This window comes from Mycobacterium sp. GA-1199 (assembly GCF_001500045.1).
Taxonomy (GTDB): Bacteria; Actinomycetota; Actinomycetes; order Mycobacteriales; family Mycobacteriaceae; genus Mycobacterium.
This window is the reverse complement of the sequence record NZ_LQIX01000008.1, coordinates 63,173-83,611: the sequence shown is the minus strand read 5'-3', so window position 1 is coordinate 83,611 and position 20,439 is coordinate 63,173. Positions and strand designations below refer to the sequence as shown.

18 protein-coding genes and 2 pseudogenes are annotated in these 20,439 nt (G+C 67.1%); 9 read left to right on the top strand and 11 right to left on the bottom strand.

All coding sequences use genetic code 11. The features are described 5' to 3' along the window. Positions 1-19: 19 nt before the first annotated feature. The gene (locus AU198_RS07280) at positions 20-412 is read left to right on the top strand and encodes a VOC family protein (protein ID WP_064347072.1); all 393 of its coding nucleotides are present in this window, start codon (positions 20-22) and stop codon (positions 410-412) included. 9 nt (positions 413-421) lie between these two features. Here AU198_RS07280 and AU198_RS07275 read toward each other — a convergent pair whose 3' ends face one another. Genes AU198_RS07275 through cysD form a run of 4 tightly spaced genes read right to left on the bottom strand, consistent with a single transcriptional unit; the run spans position 422 to position 4,444 of the window. Further along, entirely contained in the window at positions 422-898 is a 477-nt protein-coding gene (locus AU198_RS07275; protein WP_064347070.1) for an Rrf2 family transcriptional regulator, read from the bottom strand. A gap of 8 nt (positions 899-906) precedes the next feature. Next, the gene (locus AU198_RS07270; protein WP_064347068.1) at positions 907-1,638 is read right to left on the bottom strand and encodes a 3'(2'),5'-bisphosphate nucleotidase CysQ; all 732 of its coding nucleotides are present in this window, start codon (positions 1,636-1,638) and stop codon (positions 907-909) included. Further along, positions 1,635-3,518, bottom strand: coding sequence for a sulfate adenylyltransferase subunit CysN (gene cysN, locus AU198_RS07265; RefSeq protein ID WP_064347065.1), 1,884 nt, complete (start codon positions 3,516-3,518; stop codon positions 1,635-1,637). The genes AU198_RS07270 and cysN overlap by 4 nt, the downstream gene beginning before the upstream one ends. Then, entirely contained in the window at positions 3,518-4,444 is a 927-nt protein-coding gene (cysD, locus tag AU198_RS07260) for a sulfate adenylyltransferase subunit CysD (RefSeq protein ID WP_064347167.1), read from the bottom strand. The genes cysN and cysD overlap by 1 nt, the downstream gene beginning before the upstream one ends. Before the next feature lie 234 nt (positions 4,445-4,678). Here cysD and AU198_RS07255 point away from each other — a divergent pair. After that, positions 4,679-4,918, top strand: a pseudogene (locus tag AU198_RS07255) (PaaI family thioesterase); the annotation flags it as partial. Between the two features lie 82 nt (positions 4,919-5,000). On the opposite strand, the gene AU198_RS07250 reads toward AU198_RS07255, so the two are convergent. The 5 genes from AU198_RS07250 to AU198_RS26380 all read right to left on the bottom strand — a co-directional run bounded on the left by AU198_RS07250 (position 5,001) and on the right by AU198_RS26380 (position 8,534). Then, positions 5,001-5,492: a beta-class carbonic anhydrase gene (locus AU198_RS07250; RefSeq protein ID WP_064347063.1), complete on the bottom strand. Its 492-nt coding sequence runs from the start codon at positions 5,490-5,492 to the stop codon at positions 5,001-5,003. A 70-nt stretch (positions 5,493-5,562) separates the two neighbouring features. Further along, on the bottom strand, positions 5,563-7,101 hold the full coding sequence (locus AU198_RS07245) for a sensor histidine kinase (RefSeq protein WP_064347165.1): 1,539 nt from the start codon (positions 7,099-7,101) through the stop codon (positions 5,563-5,565). Continuing rightward, on the bottom strand, positions 7,079-7,783 hold the full coding sequence (locus AU198_RS07240; RefSeq protein ID WP_064347163.1) for a response regulator transcription factor: 705 nt from the start codon (positions 7,781-7,783) through the stop codon (positions 7,079-7,081). Before AU198_RS07240 ends, AU198_RS07245 begins: the two co-directional genes overlap by 23 nt. A 120-nt stretch (positions 7,784-7,903) precedes the next feature. Further along, on the bottom strand, positions 7,904-8,149 hold the full coding sequence (locus AU198_RS07235; protein ID WP_064347061.1) for a hypothetical protein: 246 nt from the start codon (positions 8,147-8,149) through the stop codon (positions 7,904-7,906). Positions 8,150-8,273: 124 nt separating this feature from the next. Next, positions 8,274-8,534 carry a hypothetical protein gene (locus tag AU198_RS26380; protein ID WP_197416044.1) on the bottom strand — a complete coding sequence of 87 codons (261 nt, stop codon included), beginning with the start codon at positions 8,532-8,534 and terminating at the stop codon, positions 8,274-8,276. Between the two features lie 221 nt (positions 8,535-8,755). Between AU198_RS26380 and AU198_RS07230 the strand changes: the two genes are divergently transcribed. The 7 genes and pseudogenes from AU198_RS07230 to AU198_RS07200 all read left to right on the top strand — a co-directional run bounded on the left by AU198_RS07230 (position 8,756) and on the right by AU198_RS07200 (position 18,380). Next, positions 8,756-9,733: an ABC transporter permease gene (locus tag AU198_RS07230; RefSeq protein ID WP_064347058.1), complete on the top strand. Its 978-nt coding sequence runs from the start codon at positions 8,756-8,758 to the stop codon at positions 9,731-9,733. Then, positions 9,730-10,653, top strand: coding sequence for an ABC transporter permease (locus AU198_RS07225; RefSeq protein WP_064347056.1), 924 nt, complete (start codon positions 9,730-9,732; stop codon positions 10,651-10,653). The genes AU198_RS07230 and AU198_RS07225 overlap by 4 nt, the downstream gene beginning before the upstream one ends. Continuing rightward, positions 10,650-12,491 (top strand): dipeptide ABC transporter ATP-binding protein, encoded by a 1,842-nt coding sequence (locus AU198_RS07220; protein ID WP_064347054.1) that lies wholly within the window; start codon positions 10,650-10,652, stop codon positions 12,489-12,491. The genes AU198_RS07225 and AU198_RS07220 overlap by 4 nt, the downstream gene beginning before the upstream one ends. A gap of 11 nt (positions 12,492-12,502) precedes the next feature. Continuing rightward, the gene (locus tag AU198_RS07215) at positions 12,503-14,173 is read left to right on the top strand and encodes an ABC transporter family substrate-binding protein (RefSeq protein WP_064347052.1); all 1,671 of its coding nucleotides are present in this window, start codon (positions 12,503-12,505) and stop codon (positions 14,171-14,173) included. A 108-nt stretch (positions 14,174-14,281) separates the two neighbouring features. Further along, entirely contained in the window at positions 14,282-15,646 is a 1,365-nt protein-coding gene (locus AU198_RS07210) for a wax ester/triacylglycerol synthase domain-containing protein (protein WP_064347050.1), read from the top strand. A gap of 72 nt (positions 15,647-15,718) precedes the next feature. Continuing rightward, positions 15,719-16,939, top strand: coding sequence for an acyl-CoA dehydrogenase family protein (locus AU198_RS07205; protein WP_064347047.1), 1,221 nt, complete (start codon positions 15,719-15,721; stop codon positions 16,937-16,939). Positions 16,940-17,024: 85 nt separating this feature from the next. After that, positions 17,025-18,380, top strand: a pseudogene (locus AU198_RS07200) (LLM class flavin-dependent oxidoreductase). Here the strand turns inward: AU198_RS07200 and AU198_RS07195 are convergent. Then, positions 18,377-18,850, bottom strand: coding sequence for a DUF309 domain-containing protein (locus tag AU198_RS07195; RefSeq protein ID WP_064347161.1), 474 nt, complete (start codon positions 18,848-18,850; stop codon positions 18,377-18,379). The pseudogene AU198_RS07200 and the gene AU198_RS07195 sit on opposite strands and share 4 nt — an antisense overlap. A 20-nt stretch (positions 18,851-18,870) precedes the next feature. After that, on the bottom strand, positions 18,871-20,406 hold the full coding sequence (locus tag AU198_RS07190) for a GMC family oxidoreductase (RefSeq protein ID WP_064347045.1): 1,536 nt from the start codon (positions 20,404-20,406) through the stop codon (positions 18,871-18,873). Positions 20,407-20,439 lie beyond the last annotated feature (33 nt).

Here is a 20,439-nt window from a genome sequence, read left to right as displayed (position 1 = left end):
GGTGGTTGACTGAATCGGTATGGCCATCACGTTCAACCACACCATCGTGGCCACCAAAAACCGCGAGGAGTCGGCCCGGTTCTTCACCGAGTTGTTCGGGTTGCCCCCTGCCCGCGAGTTCGCCCATTTTCTGGTCGTGGACCTGGCGCACGACGCCAGCCTCGATTACGCCCATGTCGGCCCGGATGAGGAGATCCGCCCGCAGCACTACGCATTCCTGGTGTCCGAAGACGAGTTCTCCGAGATCTATGACCGCATCGTGGCGCGAGGCCTGCAGCACTGGGCCGATCCGCGGGGCATGCGCCCCGGCGAGATCAACCACAACGACCGCGGTCGCGGAGTCTACTTCCGGGATCCGTCGGGCCACTACCTCGAGATCATCACCCGCCCCTACGGATCCGGCGCGGACTGACCCGCGACGTCAGTTGAGCGAGTGGCCGCGCTTGGTCTCCTGATCGCGGTAGTCGTCGGCGAGTTTGCGGACGTGCTTGGGCAGCGCATCGGCGGCCACGTCGGCGACGCTGGTCTGTTCGAGCACCGATCGCATGCTCGCGCGCAGCGCACGCCAGACGTCGGTCAGCGGCGTCGTCGGGCCCGTATAGGGCAGGTCCCCCAGACCGATGTCACGGACGCTGGCAAGGGGTCCGTCGATGCAGCGCAACACGTCGGCGATGCTGATGTCCTTAGCCGGGCGGGCCAACTCGTAGCCGCCCTCGCGGCCGCGGTGGCTGCGCACGAGGCGGTCGGTGCGTAGCGCAGACAGGATGTCGACGAGGAACTGCGGCGGAATGCCCTGCGCCTTGGCGAGGTCGTCGGTGGTGACGAGGACGCCGTCGTCGGCCGTGGCCAGTTGCACCATCGCGCGGACGGCGTACTCCGCTTTGGCCGACATCCGCATGGATTCAGTCAATCACGCGTGACGGCGAGCACGGCGTCGGCCAGTTCGGGCCGGCACACCACCAGGTCGGGCAGCAGCGGATCGGGCCGGTTGTAGCGCAGCGGTGAGCCGTCGATGCGGGAGGTGTGCAGTCCGGCGGCGCGGGCGACGGCGACCGGGGCCGCCGAGTCCCACTCGTACTGGCCTCCGGCGTGCACGTACACATCCGAGAGACCCTGCACGACGGAGGCGACCTTCGCTCCGGCCGAGCCCATCTCCACCAATGTCCCGCCCAGCGCGTCGCGCACCGCGAGCGCGATGGCCGGCGGCCGCGTGCGGGACACGACGATCCGCGGGGTTTCGGGTTGCGGCGGCGGTGGCGTGACCGTCGGGGTGGCCAGCGTGATGCCCTGCGCCGGAAGAGCGACCGCCCCGGCGACCAGATCTCCTGCCTCCCAGAGCGCAACGTGCACCGCCCAGTCGTCGCGTCCGAGTTCGGAGAATTCCCGGGTACCGTCGAGGGGGTCGACGATCCAGACGCGTTCGGCGGTCAAGCGCACAGGATCGTCGGCGCCCTCCTCCGACAGCACCGCGTCATCCGGCCGCTCGGCAGCCAGCGCCTCGGTCAGGAAGTCGTGGGACCGTTTGTCCCCAGCGGACTTTCGCTCAGCGGCAGTCGCGTCGGCAAGCTCTTCGCGGATGTCGAGCAGTAGCCTGCCTGCCGCCGTCGCCAGCCGGCCGGCGAGCTCGTGATCGCTCACTGCCCGCTTTCCAGCAGCTCGATGACCAAGTCGGCGAGCTCCTCGGGATCGCGGTCGGGCGTCAACCTCAGGTCGGGGTTCTTGGGCCGCTGATAGGGGCTGTCGATACCGGTGAAGTGGGTGATCTCCCCGGAGCGGGCCTTGGCGTACAAGCCTTTCGGGTCGCGTCGCTCGCAGTCCTCCAGCGGGGTGTCGCAGAACACCTCGAAGAAGTCGAGCCCGGCTTCGTTGGTCACTTGTCGCGCCAGGGCACGGTGTTCCTCGAGCGGGCTGATCGCGGGCACCAGCACAACCTGCCCGGAATCGGCGAGGATCGCGGCCACATGAGCGAGCCTGCGCTGGTTCTCGGCGCGGTCGGCCATCGAGAAGCCGAGGTCGGCGTTGAGGCCGTGACGCAGGTTGTCGCCGTCGAGAACATAAGCGGGAACGCCTTTTTCGATCAGCTTCTGCTCGACGAGCATCGCCACCGACGACTTGCCCGAGCCCGACAGGCCGGTGAACCACACCGTCCGGCCCTTGCTCAGCCGGTCCTCGGCCTTGCACAGCGACTCGTGCCTGACGGTGTTGGGGCTCGAGGTGCGGGCGGTCACCTGCGGCAGGATCATTCCCGCGGCGACCGTGCCGTTGGTGTTCGGGTCGATCAGGATGAACGAGCCGGTGGTGGCGTTGCGGCTGTACTCGTCGAGCAGCAACGGTTGTTGTGTGCGCAGCGAGATACGGCCCAGCTCATTGAGTTTGAGCGCGGTGACTTCCTTGTCCCGGTGCAGCGTGTTGACGTCGAGGCGGTAGTCCAACGCCGTGACCCGCGCCCGCGTGGTGCGGGTGGTGTGCTTGATGAGGTAGTCGCGGCCGGGTTCGAGGGCGGAGCCGTCGGCCATCCAGCAGACAGTGGCGTCGAACTCCTGGGCCACCCGCGGTTGGTTGTTCGGCCGGGCGATGAGATCGCCGCGCGAGATGTCGATGTCGTCGGTGAGGCTGATCGCCACCGCCATCGGGGGGAATGCTTCATCGATCGGTCCGCTGGGCCCCTCGATCGCCGCGATCCGTGACGTCAGGCCGGTGGGCAGCACGACGACGTCGTCGCCGACCTTCATCACTCCGCTGGCGACCGTGCCCGCATAGCTGCGATGGTCGTGATGCTCCAGCGACTGCGGGCGGATCACATACTGGACCGGGAACCGCACGTCGACGAGGTTGCGGTCACCGGCGATGTACACCTCTTCGAGGTGGCTCAGCAGCGGCGGACCTTCGTACCACGGCGTCTTGTCGGATTTGGTGACGACGTTGTCGCCGTTGAGCGCCGACAGCGGAATCGTCGTCACGTCGTGGATGTCCAGGCGCGCGGCGAAGTCGTGGAAATCGTCGCGGATCTTCTCGAACCGCTCTCTGTCCCAGCCGATCAGGTCCATCTTGTTGACCGCGAGCACGATGTGCCGGATGCCGAGCAGCGACGCCAGGAACGCGTGGCGGCGGGACTGCTCGAGCAACCCGTGGCGCGCGTCGACCAGGACGATCGCCAATTGCGCGGTGGAGGTACCCGTCACCATGTTGCGGGTGTACTGAATGTGGCCCGGAGTGTCGGCGATGATGAATTTGCGCTTGGGCGTAGCGAAGTAGCGGTACGCGACGTCGATCGTGATGCCCTGTTCACGCTCGGCCCGCAGGCCGTCGGTCACCAACGCCAGATCCGTGTAGTCGTGACCGCGTTCCTTGGAAGTCCGCTCGACGGAGGCCAGTTGGTCTTCCATGACGGCCTTGGAGTCGAAGAGCAGCCGCCCGATCAGGGTCGACTTGCCGTCGTCGACCGATCCCGCGGTGGCGATCCGCAGCAGCGTCGCGGCGGGCCGGGTGGTGGCGCCGCGTTCGGCGGTGCGAGTCATCAGAAATACCCCTCCCGCTTGCGGTCTTCCATTCCAGCCTCGGAGATGCGGTCGTCGGCGCGGGTGGCGCCGCGTTCGGTGAGCCGCGACACCGCCGTCTCGGCGATCACCTCGGAAACCGTTGCGGCGTGCGACTCCACGCAGCCGGTGCAGGTGACGTCGCCGACGGTGCGGAACCGCACGGTCTTCTCGATGATCTGCTCGTCCTTGCGCGGCTGTAGATACTTGTGCACGGCCAGCAGCATGCCGTCGCGCTCGAACACCTTGCGGCGGTGGGCGTAGTAGATCGACGGCAACTTGATCTTCTCGGCGCCGATGTAGGACCAGATGTCGAATTCGGTCCAGTTCGACAGGGGGAACACGCGGATGTGCTCGCCCTTGTGGTGGCGGCCGTTGTAGAGGTTCCACAGCTCGGGCCGCTGGGCCTTCGGATCCCATTGGCCGAACTCGTCGCGGAAGGAGAACACCCGCTCCTTGGCGCGTGCCTTTTCCTCGTCGCGGCGGGCGCCGCCGAACGCGGCGTCGAACTTGTTCTCGCGGATCGCGCGCAGCAGGGTCACCGTCTGCAGCGGGTTGCGCGACGGGATCGTCTCGACCACGCGCCCGGCGTCGATGTCGTCCTGCACCTTGGCCACGACGAGCCGGACGCCGAACTCCTCGACGAGCTCATCGCGGGTCTGCAAAACCTCGTCGAAGTTGTGGCCCGTGTCGACGTGCATCACCGGGAACGGCAGCCGACCCGGGCGGAACGCCTTGAGCGCCAGATGCAGCATCACGATGGAGTCCTTGCCGCCGGAGAACAGCAGCACGGGCCGCTCGAACTCCGCGGCGACCTCGCGGATGATGTGAATGGCCTCGGCTTCCAGGGACCTCAGATGGCTGAGTTCGTAGCGCCCGGCATGGACTTGTTCGGTGGTGGCCGTCATCATTTCCTCGTAAAGTTGGTAGGAATGACCATATTTACGATCATTACCCGATATTAGACACCGCTGTCGCCCGGGGTGTCAACGCACGTCGCCTATCTCCGCGACGGTGCGTGTTTGCACACGACATGCCGCCAGAATTCGACAGCTTGCGCACGCTCGAGGCCCCGCGAACGTGCGCTCAGCACTTACCCGCGAGGTAATTGCCCCACGTGGCCCCGTGCCGATACTCGACCCATGACCACCACTTCCCCGCCCCGAACGGGCGCCGATGTCATGGCGCAGTTCATTCCACAGTCCCCCTTTGTCGCCAAACTCGGCATCGTCGCCGAGCAACTCGACGGCGACCAGGCCCGATTGCGCCCGCCGTGGGACGCGTCGAACGTGACGGTCGACGACATGGTGCAACGCGGTGCGATCGCGGCGTTGGCGGACGTCGCGGTGATGGCCGCGGCGTGGTCGCGGGCCACGGTGCCACTCGCGGGCGTCGAGCGCGCGCAAAGTGGCGCAATCTCGCGGCGCGTCGTGCGCAGACACGCGCGCTCGCGCCACAAAGGAGTTACGGGGTGACCTCGGTCAGCCGGCCGGTGGCGACGTCGAAGATGAAGCCCCGCAACGACTCGTGCTTGGTGACGAACGGGCTCGCCTCGATCCGCCGCAGCGACTGCCGCACGTCCACCTCCAAGTCGATGAACGACTCGGCCGCCCACTCGGGTTTGATGCCGATCTCATCCTGGATCTGCTGCTTGAATCCGTCGTCGGTGAAGGTCAGCATGCCGCAGTCGGTGTGGTGGATCAGGATGATCTCCTTGGTGCCGAGCAGTCGCTGGCTGATCGCCAAGGAGCGGATCTCGTCGTCGGTGATAACGCCGCCGGCGTTGCGGATAACGTGCGCCTCGCCGTCGCCCAGACCGAGGATCCGGTAGACGTCGAGACGGGCGTCCATGCACGCCACCACCGCGACGTGCTTGCTCGGCGGCAGCGGCAGCGGACCGGAGAACGTCTTCGCGTACTCCTCGTTGTTCTTCAGATATTCGTCGGTCACAGACATCCGTCGACCCTATAACCGCGCCCCGGTGATAAGGCCGGAGAAAATCAGGCCGATCCAAAGACGGTCCAGATCACCGGCTGGGCAGGGTCACGACGAAGCGGGTGTCACCGGGGACGCTTTCGACCTCGATGGTGCCGCCGTGGGCCTCGACGACGGCGGCCACGATCGCCAGCCCGAGGCCGGTCCCTCCGTCGCGTCGAGACCGCGACGTGTCGCCGCGGGCGAACCGTTGAAAGATTTCGGGCTGCAGCCACACGGGGATGCCGGGGCCGTCGTCGGTCACGGTCAGTACCGCCGACCCGTCGTCGACCACACGCAACGACGTCGTCACCGATGTGCCTGGCGGAGTGTGAGTACGCGCGTTGGCGAGCAGGTTCGCCAACACCTGCTGCAGGCGCGCCCGGTCGCCGACCACGACGACGGGCTCCTCGGGCAGGTCGAGCTGCCATCGCTGTTCCGGCCCGGCGACATGGACGTCGCTGACCGCGTCGAGGGTCAAGCGGGAAAGATCCACCGGCTCGCTCTGCAGGGGCCGTCCTGTGTCGAGCCTCGCGAGCAGCAGCATGTCTTCGACCAGTTCGGTCATGCGTCGCGTCTCGGACTCCACTCGGCTCATCGCGTGGGCGACGTCTTCGGGGACGTCATCGCGTTTGCGTTGCGCCAGTTCGGTGTAACCACGGATGGCGGCCAGCGGAGTGCGGAGCTCGTGGCTGGCATCCGCGACGAACTGGCGCACGCGTGTTTCGCTGGCGTGCCGCGCCGACAACGCCGACGCGATCCGGTCCAGCATCCGGTTCAGCGCGGAGCCCAACTGCCCCACTTCCGTTCGTTCGCTCGTCGGGTCGACTTTCACGATCGGCGTCGGCAGCCGCACTTCCCCGCGGTCAAGTTCGAGATCGGCCACTTGACGGGCCGCATCGGAAACCCTTGCCAGCGGCGCGAGTTGACGGCGGATGATCACGATGCCTGCCGTCGTACCGCCGATCAACGCGGTCGCCCCGACGATGCAGAAGATGATCGCGACGATGACCAACGTGTCGTCGACGTCGGAGGTGGGCAGGCCGATCACGATGGTGTCGCCGCCCCGCGGCGAATTCATCGCAACCACTCGGTAGCGGCCGAGCCCGTCGAGGTCGAGTGTCGTCGGCGTGTCCGAGTCCACACGCGCGAGTTGTTGCGCTGCGGCCGTGCTGATCTCGCTGCGGGTGCCGTCCGCGGTGATCACGCCGGCGTCGACCGGAGTGCCGCGTGAGACGACCGCGCCGACGGTGCGGGCGGCCTGTCCCGGCGCGTTGAGGAACGCAGGACCCGGTCCGAGATCGTCGCGGATGATCATGCGGTGACGCAGACCCGGACGCGGGAACCCCGGCGGCCCCGGCGGCGGGCCGAATTCGAACAGGCCGACCGAGCGTCGCCCGGTCTCGGTCAAACGCTCATCGAGTTGACTGACCAGAAAGTGTTGCAGGACAAGGACCGTACCCATACCGACCGTCGCGCACACCAGCGCGAGTAGCACGATCTGGGACGCGAGCAGCCGAGCGCGCAACGACCACGTCCGCGGCCAACGCATCCGTGTCGATGAGCCGTCAGCGCGCAGGTTTGAGAACATACCCGGCACCGCGCAACGTATGAATCATCGGTGCTCGCCCATTGTCGATCTTCTTTCTCAGGTACGAGACGTACAACTCGACGACGTTCGAGCGGCCGCCGAAGTCGTAGCTCCAGACCCGATCGAGGATCTGCGCCTTGCTCAGCACGCGTTTGGAGTTGCGCATCATGAACCGGAGCAGCTCGAACTCCGTTGCCGTCAACGTGATCAGCTCACCGCCACGGGTCACCTCGTGGCTGTCCTCGTCGAGGACCAGATCACCGACGACGATCTTCGCGCCGTCGGGTTCTGCTGCCACCCCGGTGCGCCGCAGCAGCGCCCGTAGGCGAAGGACCACTTCCTCGATGCTGAACGGTTTGGTGACGTAATCGTCTCCGCCCGCGGTCAAGCCTGCGATGCGGTCCTCCACCGAGTCCTTGGCGGTCAGCAGGAGCAGCGGTAACCCGGGAATCTGTTCGCGCAGTCTGCGCAACACGTCCAGACCGCTCATGTCCGGGAGCATCACGTCGAGCACCACGACGTCGGGTGGCGTCTCGCGCGCTGAGGCGATGGCCGAAGCCCCGTCGGCAGCGGTAGCGATGTCCCAGCCCTCGTATCGCAGGGCCATCGACATCAACTCCGCGAGTACCGGTTCGTCGTCGACGACCAGCACGTGAATCGGCGTGCCGTCGGCGCGGCGCATGACGACCCGACCCGAGTCCTGCTCGCTCACGCCGGGGGTCGCCACGGCTCCATTATCGCGGCCGACATGAACGCCGGCTGTGCGCTTGCTATGCGCCAGCTGTGAAACGGCCCGGTATGGCTAGCCGGTCGGTGCGGGCTCCGCGGTCACCGGGGGCGTGGCCACCGACGTCGTCGGGGTTTCCGGAGCCTTGCTGTCGGTGACCGTCTCGCCGGTGGTGATCTCCGACGTCGTCACCGGCCCCGGGGTCACGGGCGGTTCGTCATCTTGCGCGGCCGTCGTGGAGGCGACTGAGAACGCCCCCATCGCGAGCAGCGCGCTGGTCCCGACCGCCGCCGAGAGCAACTTCACCTGTTTCGTGTTCACTTCGATCTCCGTTTGTCCGGTGGGCGCGATGCCGTCGCGGCCCCTCTAACAGCGCAAACAGGGTTTCGTCGTACCCTTGGCTGGTGGATAACCGAACGGGAGGCCGACGAAACGAACGGGGGCGCTACTTGGCGGCTTCCTCTTCCGAGGGCAACGGCGCGGGCCCCTTGATCGCGGGCTTCGCGATTCCGACAGCTGGAGCCGTGGCCGGGGTGGAGTGTCTGCTCGTCGCGCCGACCGTCATGGTAGGTGTGGCGGTCGCGGGGCCGCTGGTCGAATGTGCTGCGAGCAACCCGAGCGCGGCCATGGCCACGAGCGCACAGCCGCCGATCACCGCCGAGACTGGCCGCATTCCGGCACCGGACCGCATACCGCGACGTGTCATCTGAGTTCTCCATTTCGTGGTTGCCCAGTCGCCCCGTTGGCGCGGCACCGGTGAAATCGCAGATGCACCCGACTGAACCAGCGGCTGCTGGGCGCGCGCTGCGACCGCGGTGAGAGTTCGCCAAAACGGCCAGCTCGGCGCGCTGCGACGGCCCGCATCACGGCCATCAGGGTCGTCATCTCCTAACCTGAGCGCATGCAGCCGACCGACGGACGCCCCGCATGACGCGGTTCCTGGCGCGCCGACTGCTCAACTATCTGGTGTTGCTGGCATTGGCGTCGTTCCTTGTTTTCCTGCTCGCGTCGTGGCAGTTCGATCCCCTCGACAGTTTGGAGAGCCGCAACCCGCGTCCGCCCCAGGCCGTCATCGACGCCAAGCGCGTCGAGCTCGGACTCGACAAGCCGGTGCTCGAGCAGTACGTCCACTGGGCGTCCGGCGCCGTCCGCGGCGACTTCGGGGTCACGATCGGCGGGCAGCCGGTGACCGACGAGCTGTGGCGACGGGTAGGCGTCAGCCTCCGCCTGCTGGTGATCGGCTCGGTCATCGGGACCGTGATCGGTGTGGCCGCCGGGGCGTGGGGCGCCATCAGGCAGTACCGGCTCAGCGACCGCGTCGTGACCGTGCTGTCCCTTCTGGTGATCAGCACGCCGACGTTCGTGCTGGCCAACCTCTTCATCCTGGCCGCGCTGGGAGCGAACAACGTGTTCGGCGTCCGGATCTTCGAATACACCGGCGAGACTTCGCCATTCCCCATCGAGGGGGCGTGGAACCAGTTCGTCGACCGGTTGCAGCACCTGGTGTTGCCCAGCATGACGCTGGCCATCTCCTCGATCGCGATCTACAGCCGCTACCAGCGAAACGCGATGCTCGACGTCCTCGGTCAGGACTTCATCCGCACCGCGCGGGCCAAGGGCCTGACGCGGCGGCGCGCGCTCGTCAAACACGGCCTGCGCACCGCGCTGATCCCGATGGCGACGCTGTTCGCCTACAGCGTCGCGGGATTGGTGACCGGCGCGGTGTTCACCGAGAAGATCTTCGGCTGGTACGGCGTCGGCGAATGGATCGTCACCGGCATCGGTAACCAGGACATCAACATCGTCGCTGCAATCACCGTGCTGTCCGGGGCGATGATCCTGTTGGCCGGCTTGCTGTCCGACGTGGTCTACGCCGCGCTCGATCCGAGGGTGCGGGTGTCATGACCGAACCCGTCACGAGTGAGACCTCGACCACCGCGCAGTCCGGCGTCGACGCGGCCGGTTTCGCGTCGCGACGGTCACTGGTGTTCCGCCGGTTCCTGCGCAACAAACCTGCCGTCATCTCCCTGGTGCTGCTGCTGGTGCTGTTCGTCGGGTGCTACGCGTTGCCTCCCCTGTTGCCCTACAGCTACAGCGATCTCGACTACTTCGCGCTGCAGCAGCCGCCCAGCCCGGACCACTGGTTCGGCACCAACGCGCTGGGGCAGGATCTGTTCGCCCAGACGCTGCGGGGGATGCAGAAGTCGATGCTGATCGGTGTCTGCGTCGCGTTCATCTCGACGATCATCGCGGCGACTGTGGGCACGATCTCGGGGTACTTCGCCGACTGGCGAGACCCCGCCCTGATGTGGCTGGTCGACCTGATGCTGGTGGTGCCGAGCTTCCTGCTGATCTCGATCGTCGTGCAGCGCACCAAAGGCGACATCGTCTGGATGATCGTGCTGCTGTCGTTGTTCAGCTGGATGATCAGCTCCCGGATCGTCCGCGGCATGACGATGAGCCTGCGTGACCGCGAATTCGTCGCGGCCGCACGCTATATGGGCGTCAGCAACTGGCGCATCATCATCCGCCACATCCTGCCCAACGTCGCGTCGATCATCATCATCGACACGGCGCTCAACGTCGGCGTCGCGGTACTGGCCGAAACAGGGCTGAGCTTCCTGGGTTTCGGCATCCAGCCGCCCGATGTGTCGCTCGGAACGCTGATCGCCGACGGCACGAAGTCGGCGACGACGTTCCCGTGGCTGTTCCTGTTCCCCGGCGGAGTGCTGGTGCTGATCATCCTGTGCGCCAACCTCGTCGGCGACGGCTTGCGCGACGCGCTCGATCCGAGTGCCCGTCAGCTCCGGGGGCGCAAACGATGAGCCTGCTCGAGGTCCGCGACCTCACCGTCGAGTTCCCCACCGACTCGGTACCGGTGAAAGCGGTGCGCGGCATGAACTTCGACGTCGGCAAGGGTGAGGTGGTGGCGCTGGTCGGCGAATCCGGGGCGGGTAAATCGGCCAGCGCGATGGCCGTCGTCGGCCTGCTCCCCGAGTACGCCGAGGTGTCGGGTTCCATCCGACTGCACGGCGACCAGTTGATCGGGCTGCCCGATCAACGGATGTCGGCGATCCGCGGCAAGGCCATCGGAACCGTGTTCCAGGATCCGATGTCGGCGCTCACCCCCGTCTACACCGTCGGCGACCAGATCGCCGAGGCCATCGAGATCCACCAGCGCGGCGTCGGCCGACAAGCCGCCAGGAGGCGCGCGGTCGAACTGCTCGAACTGGTCGGCATCGCCCAACCCGACCGGCGGGCCAAGTCTTTCCCGCACGAACTCTCCGGTGGTGAACGTCAACGGGTGGTGATCGCGATCGCCATCGCCAACGATCCCGACCTGATCATCTGCGACGAGCCGACGACCGCCCTGGACGTCACCGTGCAGGCGCAGATCCTCGAGGTGCTCAAGACCGCTCGCGACGTGACCGGCGCCGGCGTCCTGATCATCACCCACGACCTCGGGGTGGTCGCCGAGTTCGCCGACCGCGCGCTGGTGATGTATGCGGGGCGTGCGGTCGAGGTGGCCGGCGTCGAGCGGCTCTACGCCGACCGGCGCATGCCCTACACCGTGGGTCTGTTGGGCTCCGTTCCCCGCCTCGACGCCGCCCAGGGCGCGCGCCTCATCCCCATCCCCGGGGCACCGCCGTCGATGGCAGCGTTGCCGCCCGGGTGCCCCTTCGCCCCGCGCTGTCCGCTTGCCATCGACGACTGCCGCGCCGCCGAGCCCGAGCTGCTGCCCATGGATTCCGGGTCGGGCCATTCGGCCGCGTGCATCCGCACCGAACACGTCGTCGGCCGCAGCGCCGCGGAGATCTACGGCGTGTCGAAGGCCGCGCCCGACTCGCCGTCTACGGCAGAACCCCCTGTGGTGCTGCGCGTCGACGATCTGGTCAAGACCTACAAACTGACCAAGGGTGTGGTGTTTCGCCGCCAGGTCGGTGAGGTGCGCGCCGTCGACGGCATCAGCTTCGAACTGCATCAGGGCCGCACGCTGGGCATCGTCGGCGAGTCCGGGTCGGGCAAGTCGACGACGCTGCACCAGATCCTGCAGCTGACCGCCCCGGAAGGCGGCTCCATCGAGGTGCTCGGCAAGGACGTGGCCTCGCTGGACCGGCGCGCCCGCCGAGAGCTGCGAGGAGACCTGCAGGTGGTGTTCCAGGACCCGGTGGCCTCCCTGGACCCCCGCCTGCCGGTATTCGAAGTGCTCGCTGAACCATTGCAGGCCAACGGCTTCGACAAGCGGCGACGCGACGAACGGGTCGGCGAGCTGCTCGGCATCGTCGGGCTGCGGCGGGAAGACGCCACCCGCTATCCCGCCGAGTTCTCCGGAGGACAGAAGCAACGCATCGGCATTGCGCGCGCGCTCGCGCTACAGCCGAAGATTCTCGCGCTCGACGAGCCGGTGTCGGCCCTGGACGTCTCGATCCAGGCCGGCATCATCAACCTGCTGCTCGATCTGCAGCAGCGGTTCGGGCTCTCCTATCTGTTCGTCTCGCACGACCTCTCGGTGGTGCGGCACCTCGCCCACCGGGTGGCGGTGATGTACAAGGGCACCGTCGTCGAACAGGGCGACAGTGACCAGGTGTTCACCGACCCGCAGCACGACTACACCCGCCGGTTGCTGGCCGCGGTTCCGCAACCGCAGGTGAATCGCCGCTAGAGTCGGAGCGCATGAAGATGCGACGCTTCGCTGCGGTGTCCATGATCGCCGCGCTGACCCTGACCGCCTGCTCCGGCGGATCCGAGGAAGCCCCCTCCGCCGGCGGCGAGGCGACGGTGGGAAGCACCAACGACATCAACCCGCAGGACGTCGCCAACCTGCAGCAAGGCGGCAACCTCCGGCTGGCGCTCAACGACTTCTCGCCGAACTTCAACCCGCTGCACATCGACGGCAACACCGGAGACAACAACTCGGTCCTCAAACCTACGATGCCGCGCGCGTTCCGGATCGGTCCCGACGGCTCGGCCACCGTCAACACCGACTACTTCACCGATGTGGAGCTGACGAGCACCGACCCGCAGGTCGTCACGTACACGATCAACCCGGAGGCGGTGTGGAGCGACGGCGCACCGATCACCTGGGAGGACATCCGATCGCAGATCAACGCGACCAGCGGCAAGGACGACCGGTTCGCGATCGCCGCGACCAACGGCAGCGACCGGGTCGAGAAGGTCGAGCGGGGCGTCGACGACCGCCAGGCCGTCGTCACCTTCGCCAAGCCGTGGTCGGACTGGCGCGGCATGTTTGCGGGCACCAGCATGCTGCTGCCCAAGAGCTCGACGGAGGATCCGGAAATCTTCAACAGGGGACAGCTCGACGGCCCCGGCCCGTCGGCGGGACCGTTCATCGTCTCCAACCTCGACCGTGGTGCCAAGCGAATCACGTTGACGCGCAACCCCGAATGGTGGGGTGAGCAGCCGCTGCTGGACAGCATCACCTTCCTGGTCCTCGACGACGCCGCGCGCATCCCCGCGCTGCAGAACAACACCATCGACGCCACCGGTCTGGCGACACTGGACGAGATGGAGATCGCGCGACGCACGCAGGGTGTGACGATCCGGCGGGCGCCCGGTCTGGCCTGGTATCACTTCACGTTCAACGGCGCCCCGGGTTCGATCCTGGCCGACCCCGCGCTGCGACGCGCGATCGCCAAGGGCATCGACCGCAAGACCATCGCCGAAGTCACTCAGCGCGGGCTCGCCGACAACCCCGCACCGCTGAACAACCACATCTTCGTCGCGGGCCAGGAGGGTTACCAGGACAACAGCGGCTCGATCGCCTTCGACCCGGAGAAAGCCAAGCAGGAACTCGACGCGCTCGGTTGGCGGCAGGTCGGCCAGTTCCGCGAGAAGGACGGCCGCCAACTCGTGATCCGCGACGTGCTGTTCGACTCCCTCAGCACCCGGCAGTACGGGCAGATCGCGCAGAACAACCTCGCCCAGATCGGCGTGAAACTGGAGCTGGACGTCCGCCGGGCCGCCGGCTTCTTCACCGACTTCGTCACCGTCGGCAACTTCGACATCGCCCAATTCTCTTGGAGCGGCGACGCTTTCCCGCTCGCGAGCCTGACACAGATTTACCGCACCGGAGCCGAGAGCAACTTCGGACAGATCGGCAGCCCGGAGATCGATGCGAAGATCGAGCAGACCGTCGGTGAACTGGATCCCGCCAAAGCCCGTGTGCTGGCCAACGAGCTGGACAAGATGCTGTTCGACGAGGTGTTCAGCCTGCCGTTGACCCAGTCGCCCGGAAACGTCGCGGTGCGAAGCAATCTGGGGAACTTCGGTGCGTTCGGCCTGGCCGACGCCGACTACACGAAGATCGGCTTCATGAAGCCCTGACCAGACGGTAGGACTTTCGTGGTCATCTTCGGGGTCTTTGGTCCTCTACCGCCGCAAGAGCCTCGCGGTACGTGACATGCGGTCGTAGCGTCGAGGTCGGGAGATCTTATGACTGCATTCATGCGCAACTCGGACGCCTTCACCTGGGCGATGGAAACCGACCCGCGGTTGAGGTCGACAGTGGTGACGGTGATCATGCTCGAACGTGTTCCGGACTGGGACGAGATCCGGAGCCGATTCGACCGGATCAGCCGCATGCTGCCGATGTTCCGCCAACGGGTAGCGCAGTCGCCCGCGCCGGCGCCGCCGAGGTGGGAGGCCGCGCCCGACTTCGATCTCGACTTCCATCTGCGGCGCGTGACGGCGCCCGCCCCGGGCACGCTCGAGACGGTCTTGGAGATGGCGCGTCTGGCGCAGATGGCCGACTTCGACAGGGCACGGCCGCTGTGGGAAGCCACGTTGGTCGATGGCATGGCCGACGGTGCGGCGGCGCTGCTGTGCCGGTTCCATCACGCGTTGACCGACGGCGTGGGTGGCGTCCAGATCGGGATGATCCTCTTCGACGTCGAGGAGAGTCCCAGCACCGTCGTACCGCTTCCACCGGAGCCGCAAGCGCAACCCCCGTCATGGTTCACCAGCTACGGTGAGGCGATCCGCTACAACGCCGGGTTGGCCGGTGCTGCGGTCAGCGCCGCGGTGACGGCGACGCCCCGCTGGCTGTACCGCGGAATGCGTCGGCCCCAAGCAACTTTGACCGCCGCGGCTGCGACCGCAGCCTCGATCTACCGCACCGTCCGACCGGTGAACAGCACGGGTTCGCCCTTGATGACCCGGCGTAGCCTCGTGCGCCACCTCGCCGTGCACGAGGTTCCGCTGCACCGCCTGCGGGAGGCGGCCCATCGCTGCGACGGCGCCCTAAACGATGCATTCGTGGCCGGCGTCGCCGGTGGACTGCGCCGCTATCACGACAAGCACGGCGTCGGTGTCGGCGATCTGCATCTGACCATGCCGATTAACCTGCGGACCGCCACCGACGAGATGGGCGGCAACCACATCACACTGATGCGGTTCGACGTCCCAGCGGGTGTGGCCGACCCGTCCGACCGTATCAGCGAAATACGCCGTCGCACAGACAAAGTACGTCACGAGCGCTCTCTGCCCTACACCCAGACGATCGCCGGGGCGCTCAATCTCATGCCCCGCTGGTACATCGGGTCCATCCTGCGCCACGTGGACTTCGTCGCCAGTGATGTGCCGGGCATCCCGATCCCGGTGTATCTCGGCGGTGCGCGGGTCGGCGCGCAGTACGCATTCGGGCCCACGATCGGTGCGGCCGTCAACGTGACGCTGTTGACCTATGCCGGCACCTGTCATTTCGGGATCAATGTCGACACCGGCGCGATACCCGACTACGACCTCTTCCATTCCTGCCTGGTCCAAGGGTTCGACGAAGTTCTGGCGCTAGCGGACTGAGCACGGTAGCGCCTTCGGCTCTCGGTGAGCCAAAGCAGTGTCGGCGGCGTGTGCCGTCGGTAGAACAGGCCCATGACAACGGCCGACCACCCCACACGCACACGTCCCGGTACTCCGGAATGGGCGCAGCTGCTCGCCCGCATCTCGGCAGGCGCCAGCGACCGGGACCTCAACGACGAGAACCCCTTCGACGCGGTCGCCGCGCTCAAACACGCGGGCTTTGGCACCCTTCGACTGCCGGTCGAGGCAGATGGCGCCGGATTCACCGTCCCACAACTGTTTTCTGCCGTCATCGACGTCGCGCACGCCGATCCGATCGTCGCGCACATCTTCCGCACCCACTTCTGGTTCGTCGAGGAACGGCTGCGCACGATCGGTCTGCCGACGTCGAAGGCGTGGCTGGAGAAGGTCGCCGCCGGCAAGGTCTTCGGCAACGCGTTCAGCGAGAAAGGCTCGTTGGCCGTCGGCAGCCTGGTGTTCAAGACGCGTCTGCTACCCGACCCCACCAATCCGGGGAGCTATCGTCTGAACGGCGAGAAGTTCTACAGCACAGGGACGTTGTTCTCCGACTACCTCACGGCGACCGCCACCACCGACCACGACTCGGTCGCCAACGTGGTGGTCCCCGCCGACCGTGAGGGGGTGCGCATCATCGACGATTGGGACGGCTTCGGTCAGCGTCGCACCGGCACCGGCACCACCGTCTTCACCGATGTCGCGGTCGCCGCCGACGAGGTGCTCAGCGACACACCCTACGACGCCGATCCGGTGCCGACGGTCCAGTACGCCTCGCTGCAGCTGTTCATCCACGCGGTCGTGGCGGGCATCCTCGAGTCCGTCGTCGACGACGGCGTCGCTCTGCTGCGGTCCCGTGACCGCAGCTTCAGCCATGCGCTGACCGAACGGCCCAGCGACGATCCGCTGTACCAGAAGCTGCTGGGTGAACTGGCCAGTACCGCCTACATCGCCAGGGCCTCGGTGCTCGATGCGGCCGCGGCCATCGGCGCCGCGACGGCCTCGGAGGTCGACGGGGTTCCCGACGCCGACCTCGCCGCGGAGGCCCAGCTGAAGGTGGCCAAGGTCAAGGTGCATCTGGACGCGGTGGCGCCGGAGGCCGCCACGCGACTGCTCGAGCTCGGCGGGGCCAGCGCTGCCAGCCGCAAACGCAATCTGGACCGGCACTGGCGCAACATCCGCACGATCACGTTGCACAACCCGGTCGTCTACAAGGCCAGGGTGATCGGCCAGAACCTGCTGCACGACACCGCGATTCCGTCGAACGCCTACTTCTGACCCCTCACCCACCCAGCGATTTGTGCGTGATTTCGATCGCTCAGCGAACGTTTTCACGCACGAATCGCGCTCCTAGGAGCACACCATGTCGCGTCAACTACACCTGGGCGGTTTTCAGATCGCCTCACAGGTCACCCATTCGCATGCGGCGTGGCGTCATCCCGCCAGTGACACCGGGTTCACCACGCCGGAGTACTACCACCGCATCGGTCGCATCCTCGAGCGCGGCAAGTTCGACTTCGTGTTCTTCGCCGATCTGCTCGCGGCGCCGATCCGCTTCGGTGACGACATCACCGAGCCGCTGCGCCGCGGCACCCAGGCGACGGCGACGCTGGACCCGTCGATCGTGGCGGCCAGCATCGGCGCGGTGACCTCGAAACTGGGTGTCGCGATCACCAAGTCCGCCACCTACTTTCACCCCTATGAGCTCGCCCGCATCTTCGCCAGCCTCGACCACATCACCCGCGGCCGGGTGGCGTGGAACATCGTCACATCGCTGACGCAGAGCGAGGCACGAAACTTCGGTCATGACGATCATCTCGACCACGAGTTCCGCTATGAGCGCGCCGACGAGTTCGTCCGGACCGCACTGGAGTTGTGGTCGAGTTGAGATCCCGACGCGCTGGTACTCGACAAGAAGGACGGCGTGTTCGCCGACCCGTCGCGGGTTCGTGCCGTCGAACACGACGGTCGGTTCTTCAAGACCCGTGGCCCACTGAACGTTCCGCGCTCACCGCAGGGAAGACCGGTGCTGATTCAGGCCGGCTCGTCGAACACGGGGAAGGACTTCGCCGCCCGCTGGGCGGAGGCCATCTTCGAGATCGACCCCACACCGGAAGGTAGGCGGGCCTACTACGACGACGTCAAGTCGCGCGCATCGGATTTCGGCCGCGACCCCGACAAGGTGCTGATATTTCCTGCGTTCATTCCGTTCATCGGGGAGACCGAGTCGATCGCGCGGGAGAAGGCGGCGTTCCACAACGAGTTGGCCGATCCGATCTCCGGTCTGATCACGCTGTCCGTGCACACCGACCACGACTTCTCGGTTTACGACCTCGACGCTCCGGTCGAAGATGTCCGAGTCAGCGGAACGCAGGGCCTGTTCGACACGGCGCGACGGGTCGCCAATCGCGACAACCTGACTCTGCGCGACATCGGCAAGTGGTACGCCCAGGGCGTGCTCCTGCCCCAATTCGTCGGTACCGCAGAGCAGGTCGCCGACCAGATAGAGGATTCGTTCAACGCCGGCGAGGCCGACGGGTTCATGGTGTCGGCCGCGCAGACGCCGGGCACCTTCAACGACTTCGTCGACTCGGTGGTCCCCGAACTGCAGCGGCGCGGGCTGTTCCGCACCGAGTACACGGGCGACACGCTGCGCGAGCACCTGGGGCTCGGTGATGTCACCGCCGGGCCGGCGCAGCGGCTGCAGTCTGCGAGCTAGCCGGTCGACAGGCGCGGGCGCAATCGCTGCGCGTCGATCCGCGCTCCCGCTTCGAGGTCGTCGATAAGCGTCTCGGCGTAGTCGACGAGCCCCGTGACGTCGACGCCGTGGGCGGCCGCCGTTTCGTCGGCCAGACCGGCGCGGGCGCGGCTCAACACCCCCAGCGCCCCCTTGGTGTTTCCGCGTTGCACGTGGGTGATGCCGACCGCGAGCTGGGCGAGGCTCTGCCAGAGGGTGCGTTCGGTGTCCGGGCCGTTCTTCCACGCCGCCTCCAACACCTCGTGCGCGTGGAACGCCATGCCCTTGTCGAGAAGCTCCTGGGCGTAGGCGAGGGTTTCGGCCGGCGGCAGGTCGAGGTCGTCGGGGATTCGCGCGACACCCTCGCTGCTGTGGGGCAGCGGCCGTCCCAGCGCATCGCGGGGGCGGGTGTTGCGCGGACGCCCGGCGTCGTCGCGGTCGCGCTCGGCCATGGAACCCATCTTGGCACTGCTCAGGCGCGGAGCAGTTCGGCGGCCTTCTCCCCGATCAGCACGCTGGGCGCGTGGGTGTGCCCGCGGATGATGGTCGGCATCACCGACGCGTCGGCGACCCGCAGCCCTTCGACACCGCGGACGCGCAGGTGCGGGTCGACCACGCTCGCGTCGTCGCGGCCCATGCGGCACGTGCCGACCGGGTGGTACAGGGTGTGCGAGAACGTGGCGAGCGCGCGTTCCAGCGTCGCCTCGTCGAGGGCCGCCGAATCGAGGGGGCGCGCGATCTCGCCGATGACGCCCTCGAGCGCGGGCGCCTGGGCGATCGTGGCGCAGATGCGCAGGCCGGCCATCATCGCCGCGCGGTCGGCGCCGCCCGGATCGCTGAGGTAGCGCGGGTCGATGATCGGCTTGTCCGCCGGGTCGGGCGAGCGCAGTTCGATGGTGCCGGTGCTGGACGGTTTGAGCAGGATCGCGCCCAGTACGACGGCGTGCTTGTCGTAGGGGTCGCCGATGCCCTCTTCAAAGAACGGTGCCGGGGCGAAGATCAGCTCCAGATCGGGCAGCGCGAGGTCGGGGCGGCTGCGGACGAAGCCGTAGGCCTCTCCCACGTTGGAGGTGAGCATGCCGCGACGTCGCAGCAGGTAGTTGAGCAGCTGAAGCGGCTTCTCGGCGGCGAACAGGCTGTCGTCGGGAACGTCGAAGCCGAGGGCCGCGATGAAGTGGTCGAGGAGATTGGTGCCCACGTTCGGTGCGTGGACCAGCGTGTGGATGCCGTGCTCGGCCAACCGTTCGCCGTCACCGATACCCGACAACATCAACAGCTGAGGGCTGTTGATCGCGCCGCCGCACAACACGACTTCGCGCCGGGCCCTGATGACGCGGCGGGCGCCGTTCTGCTCGATCTCGACGCCGACGGCGCGGTGGCCGTCGAACACCACCCTGGTCGCCAACGCCTCCGTCTCGAGCGTGAGGTTGTCGCGCTTGAGGGCCGGTTTCAGGTAGGCGTCGGCGGCGCTCCACCGCGCACCGCGGCGCTGAGTCACCAACGTCTCGCAGAACCCCTCCGGTGCCGCCTGGTTCGGCTTCTCGATGCGGTACCCGCACTGCTCGGCGGCGGCAAGCCATTTGGCGGTGGCGCTGCGCGGGCTGCGCTGCGGGCTGATCGACAGCGGCCCGGCTTCGATGCGGCGCAGATACGGCTCGAGGTGCGCGTAGTCCCACTGCTCGCCGGCGGTCTGCCCCCACTCGTCGTAGTCCGCGGCGAATCCGCGCACCCACATCATCGCGTTCATCGACGACGACCCGCCGACCATCTTGCCTCGCGGCCAATAGATTTCGCGGCCGTCGAGCTCCTTCTGCGGTTCGGTCAGGTAATCCCAGTCCATCGGGCCGCGAAACAGTTTGACGAAGCCGGCGGGGATGCGGATGAACTTGTCCTTGTCATGCGGACCGGCTTCGAGCGCGACGGCCCGGACGGACGGATCGTCGCTGAGCCGGGCGGCCACCACCGATCCGGCCGAGCCCGTTCCCACGACGATGTAATCGGCTTCCATCGCCCGGAGTCTAGGTTTTCGGCGGCGGACAAA

Coding starts and splice junctions, on each gene's coding strand:
- AU198_RS07280 (WP_064347072.1), top strand. CDS start 20: ATGGCCATCACGTTCAACCACACCATCGTGGCCACCAAAAACCGCGAG.
- AU198_RS07275 (WP_064347070.1), bottom strand. CDS start 898: ATGCGGATGTCGGCCAAAGCGGAGTACGCCGTCCGCGCGATGGTGCAA.
- cysN (WP_064347065.1), bottom strand. CDS start 3,518: ATGACTCGCACCGCCGAACGCGGCGCCACCACCCGGCCCGCCGCGACG.
- cysD (WP_064347167.1), bottom strand. CDS start 4,444: ATGACGGCCACCACCGAACAAGTCCATGCCGGGCGCTACGAACTCAGC.
- AU198_RS07250 (WP_064347063.1), bottom strand. CDS start 5,492: ATGTCTGTGACCGACGAATATCTGAAGAACAACGAGGAGTACGCGAAG.
- AU198_RS07245 (WP_064347165.1), bottom strand. CDS start 7,101: ATGTTCTCAAACCTGCGCGCTGACGGCTCATCGACACGGATGCGTTGG.
- AU198_RS07240 (WP_064347163.1), bottom strand. CDS start 7,783: ATGCGCCGCGCCGACGGCACGCCGATTCACGTGCTGGTCGTCGACGAC.
- AU198_RS26380 (WP_197416044.1), bottom strand. CDS start 8,534: ATGACACGTCGCGGTATGCGGTCCGGTGCCGGAATGCGGCCAGTCTCG.
- AU198_RS07230 (WP_064347058.1), top strand. CDS start 8,756: ATGACGCGGTTCCTGGCGCGCCGACTGCTCAACTATCTGGTGTTGCTG.
- AU198_RS07225 (WP_064347056.1), top strand. CDS start 9,730: ATGACCGAACCCGTCACGAGTGAGACCTCGACCACCGCGCAGTCCGGC.
- AU198_RS07220 (WP_064347054.1), top strand. CDS start 10,650: ATGAGCCTGCTCGAGGTCCGCGACCTCACCGTCGAGTTCCCCACCGAC.
- AU198_RS07215 (WP_064347052.1), top strand. CDS start 12,503: ATGAAGATGCGACGCTTCGCTGCGGTGTCCATGATCGCCGCGCTGACC.
- AU198_RS07210 (WP_064347050.1), top strand. CDS start 14,282: ATGACTGCATTCATGCGCAACTCGGACGCCTTCACCTGGGCGATGGAA.
- AU198_RS07205 (WP_064347047.1), top strand. CDS start 15,719: ATGACAACGGCCGACCACCCCACACGCACACGTCCCGGTACTCCGGAA.
- AU198_RS07195 (WP_064347161.1), bottom strand. CDS start 18,850: ATGGCCGAGCGCGACCGCGACGACGCCGGGCGTCCGCGCAACACCCGC.
- AU198_RS07190 (WP_064347045.1), bottom strand. CDS start 20,406: ATGGAAGCCGATTACATCGTCGTGGGAACGGGCTCGGCCGGATCGGTG.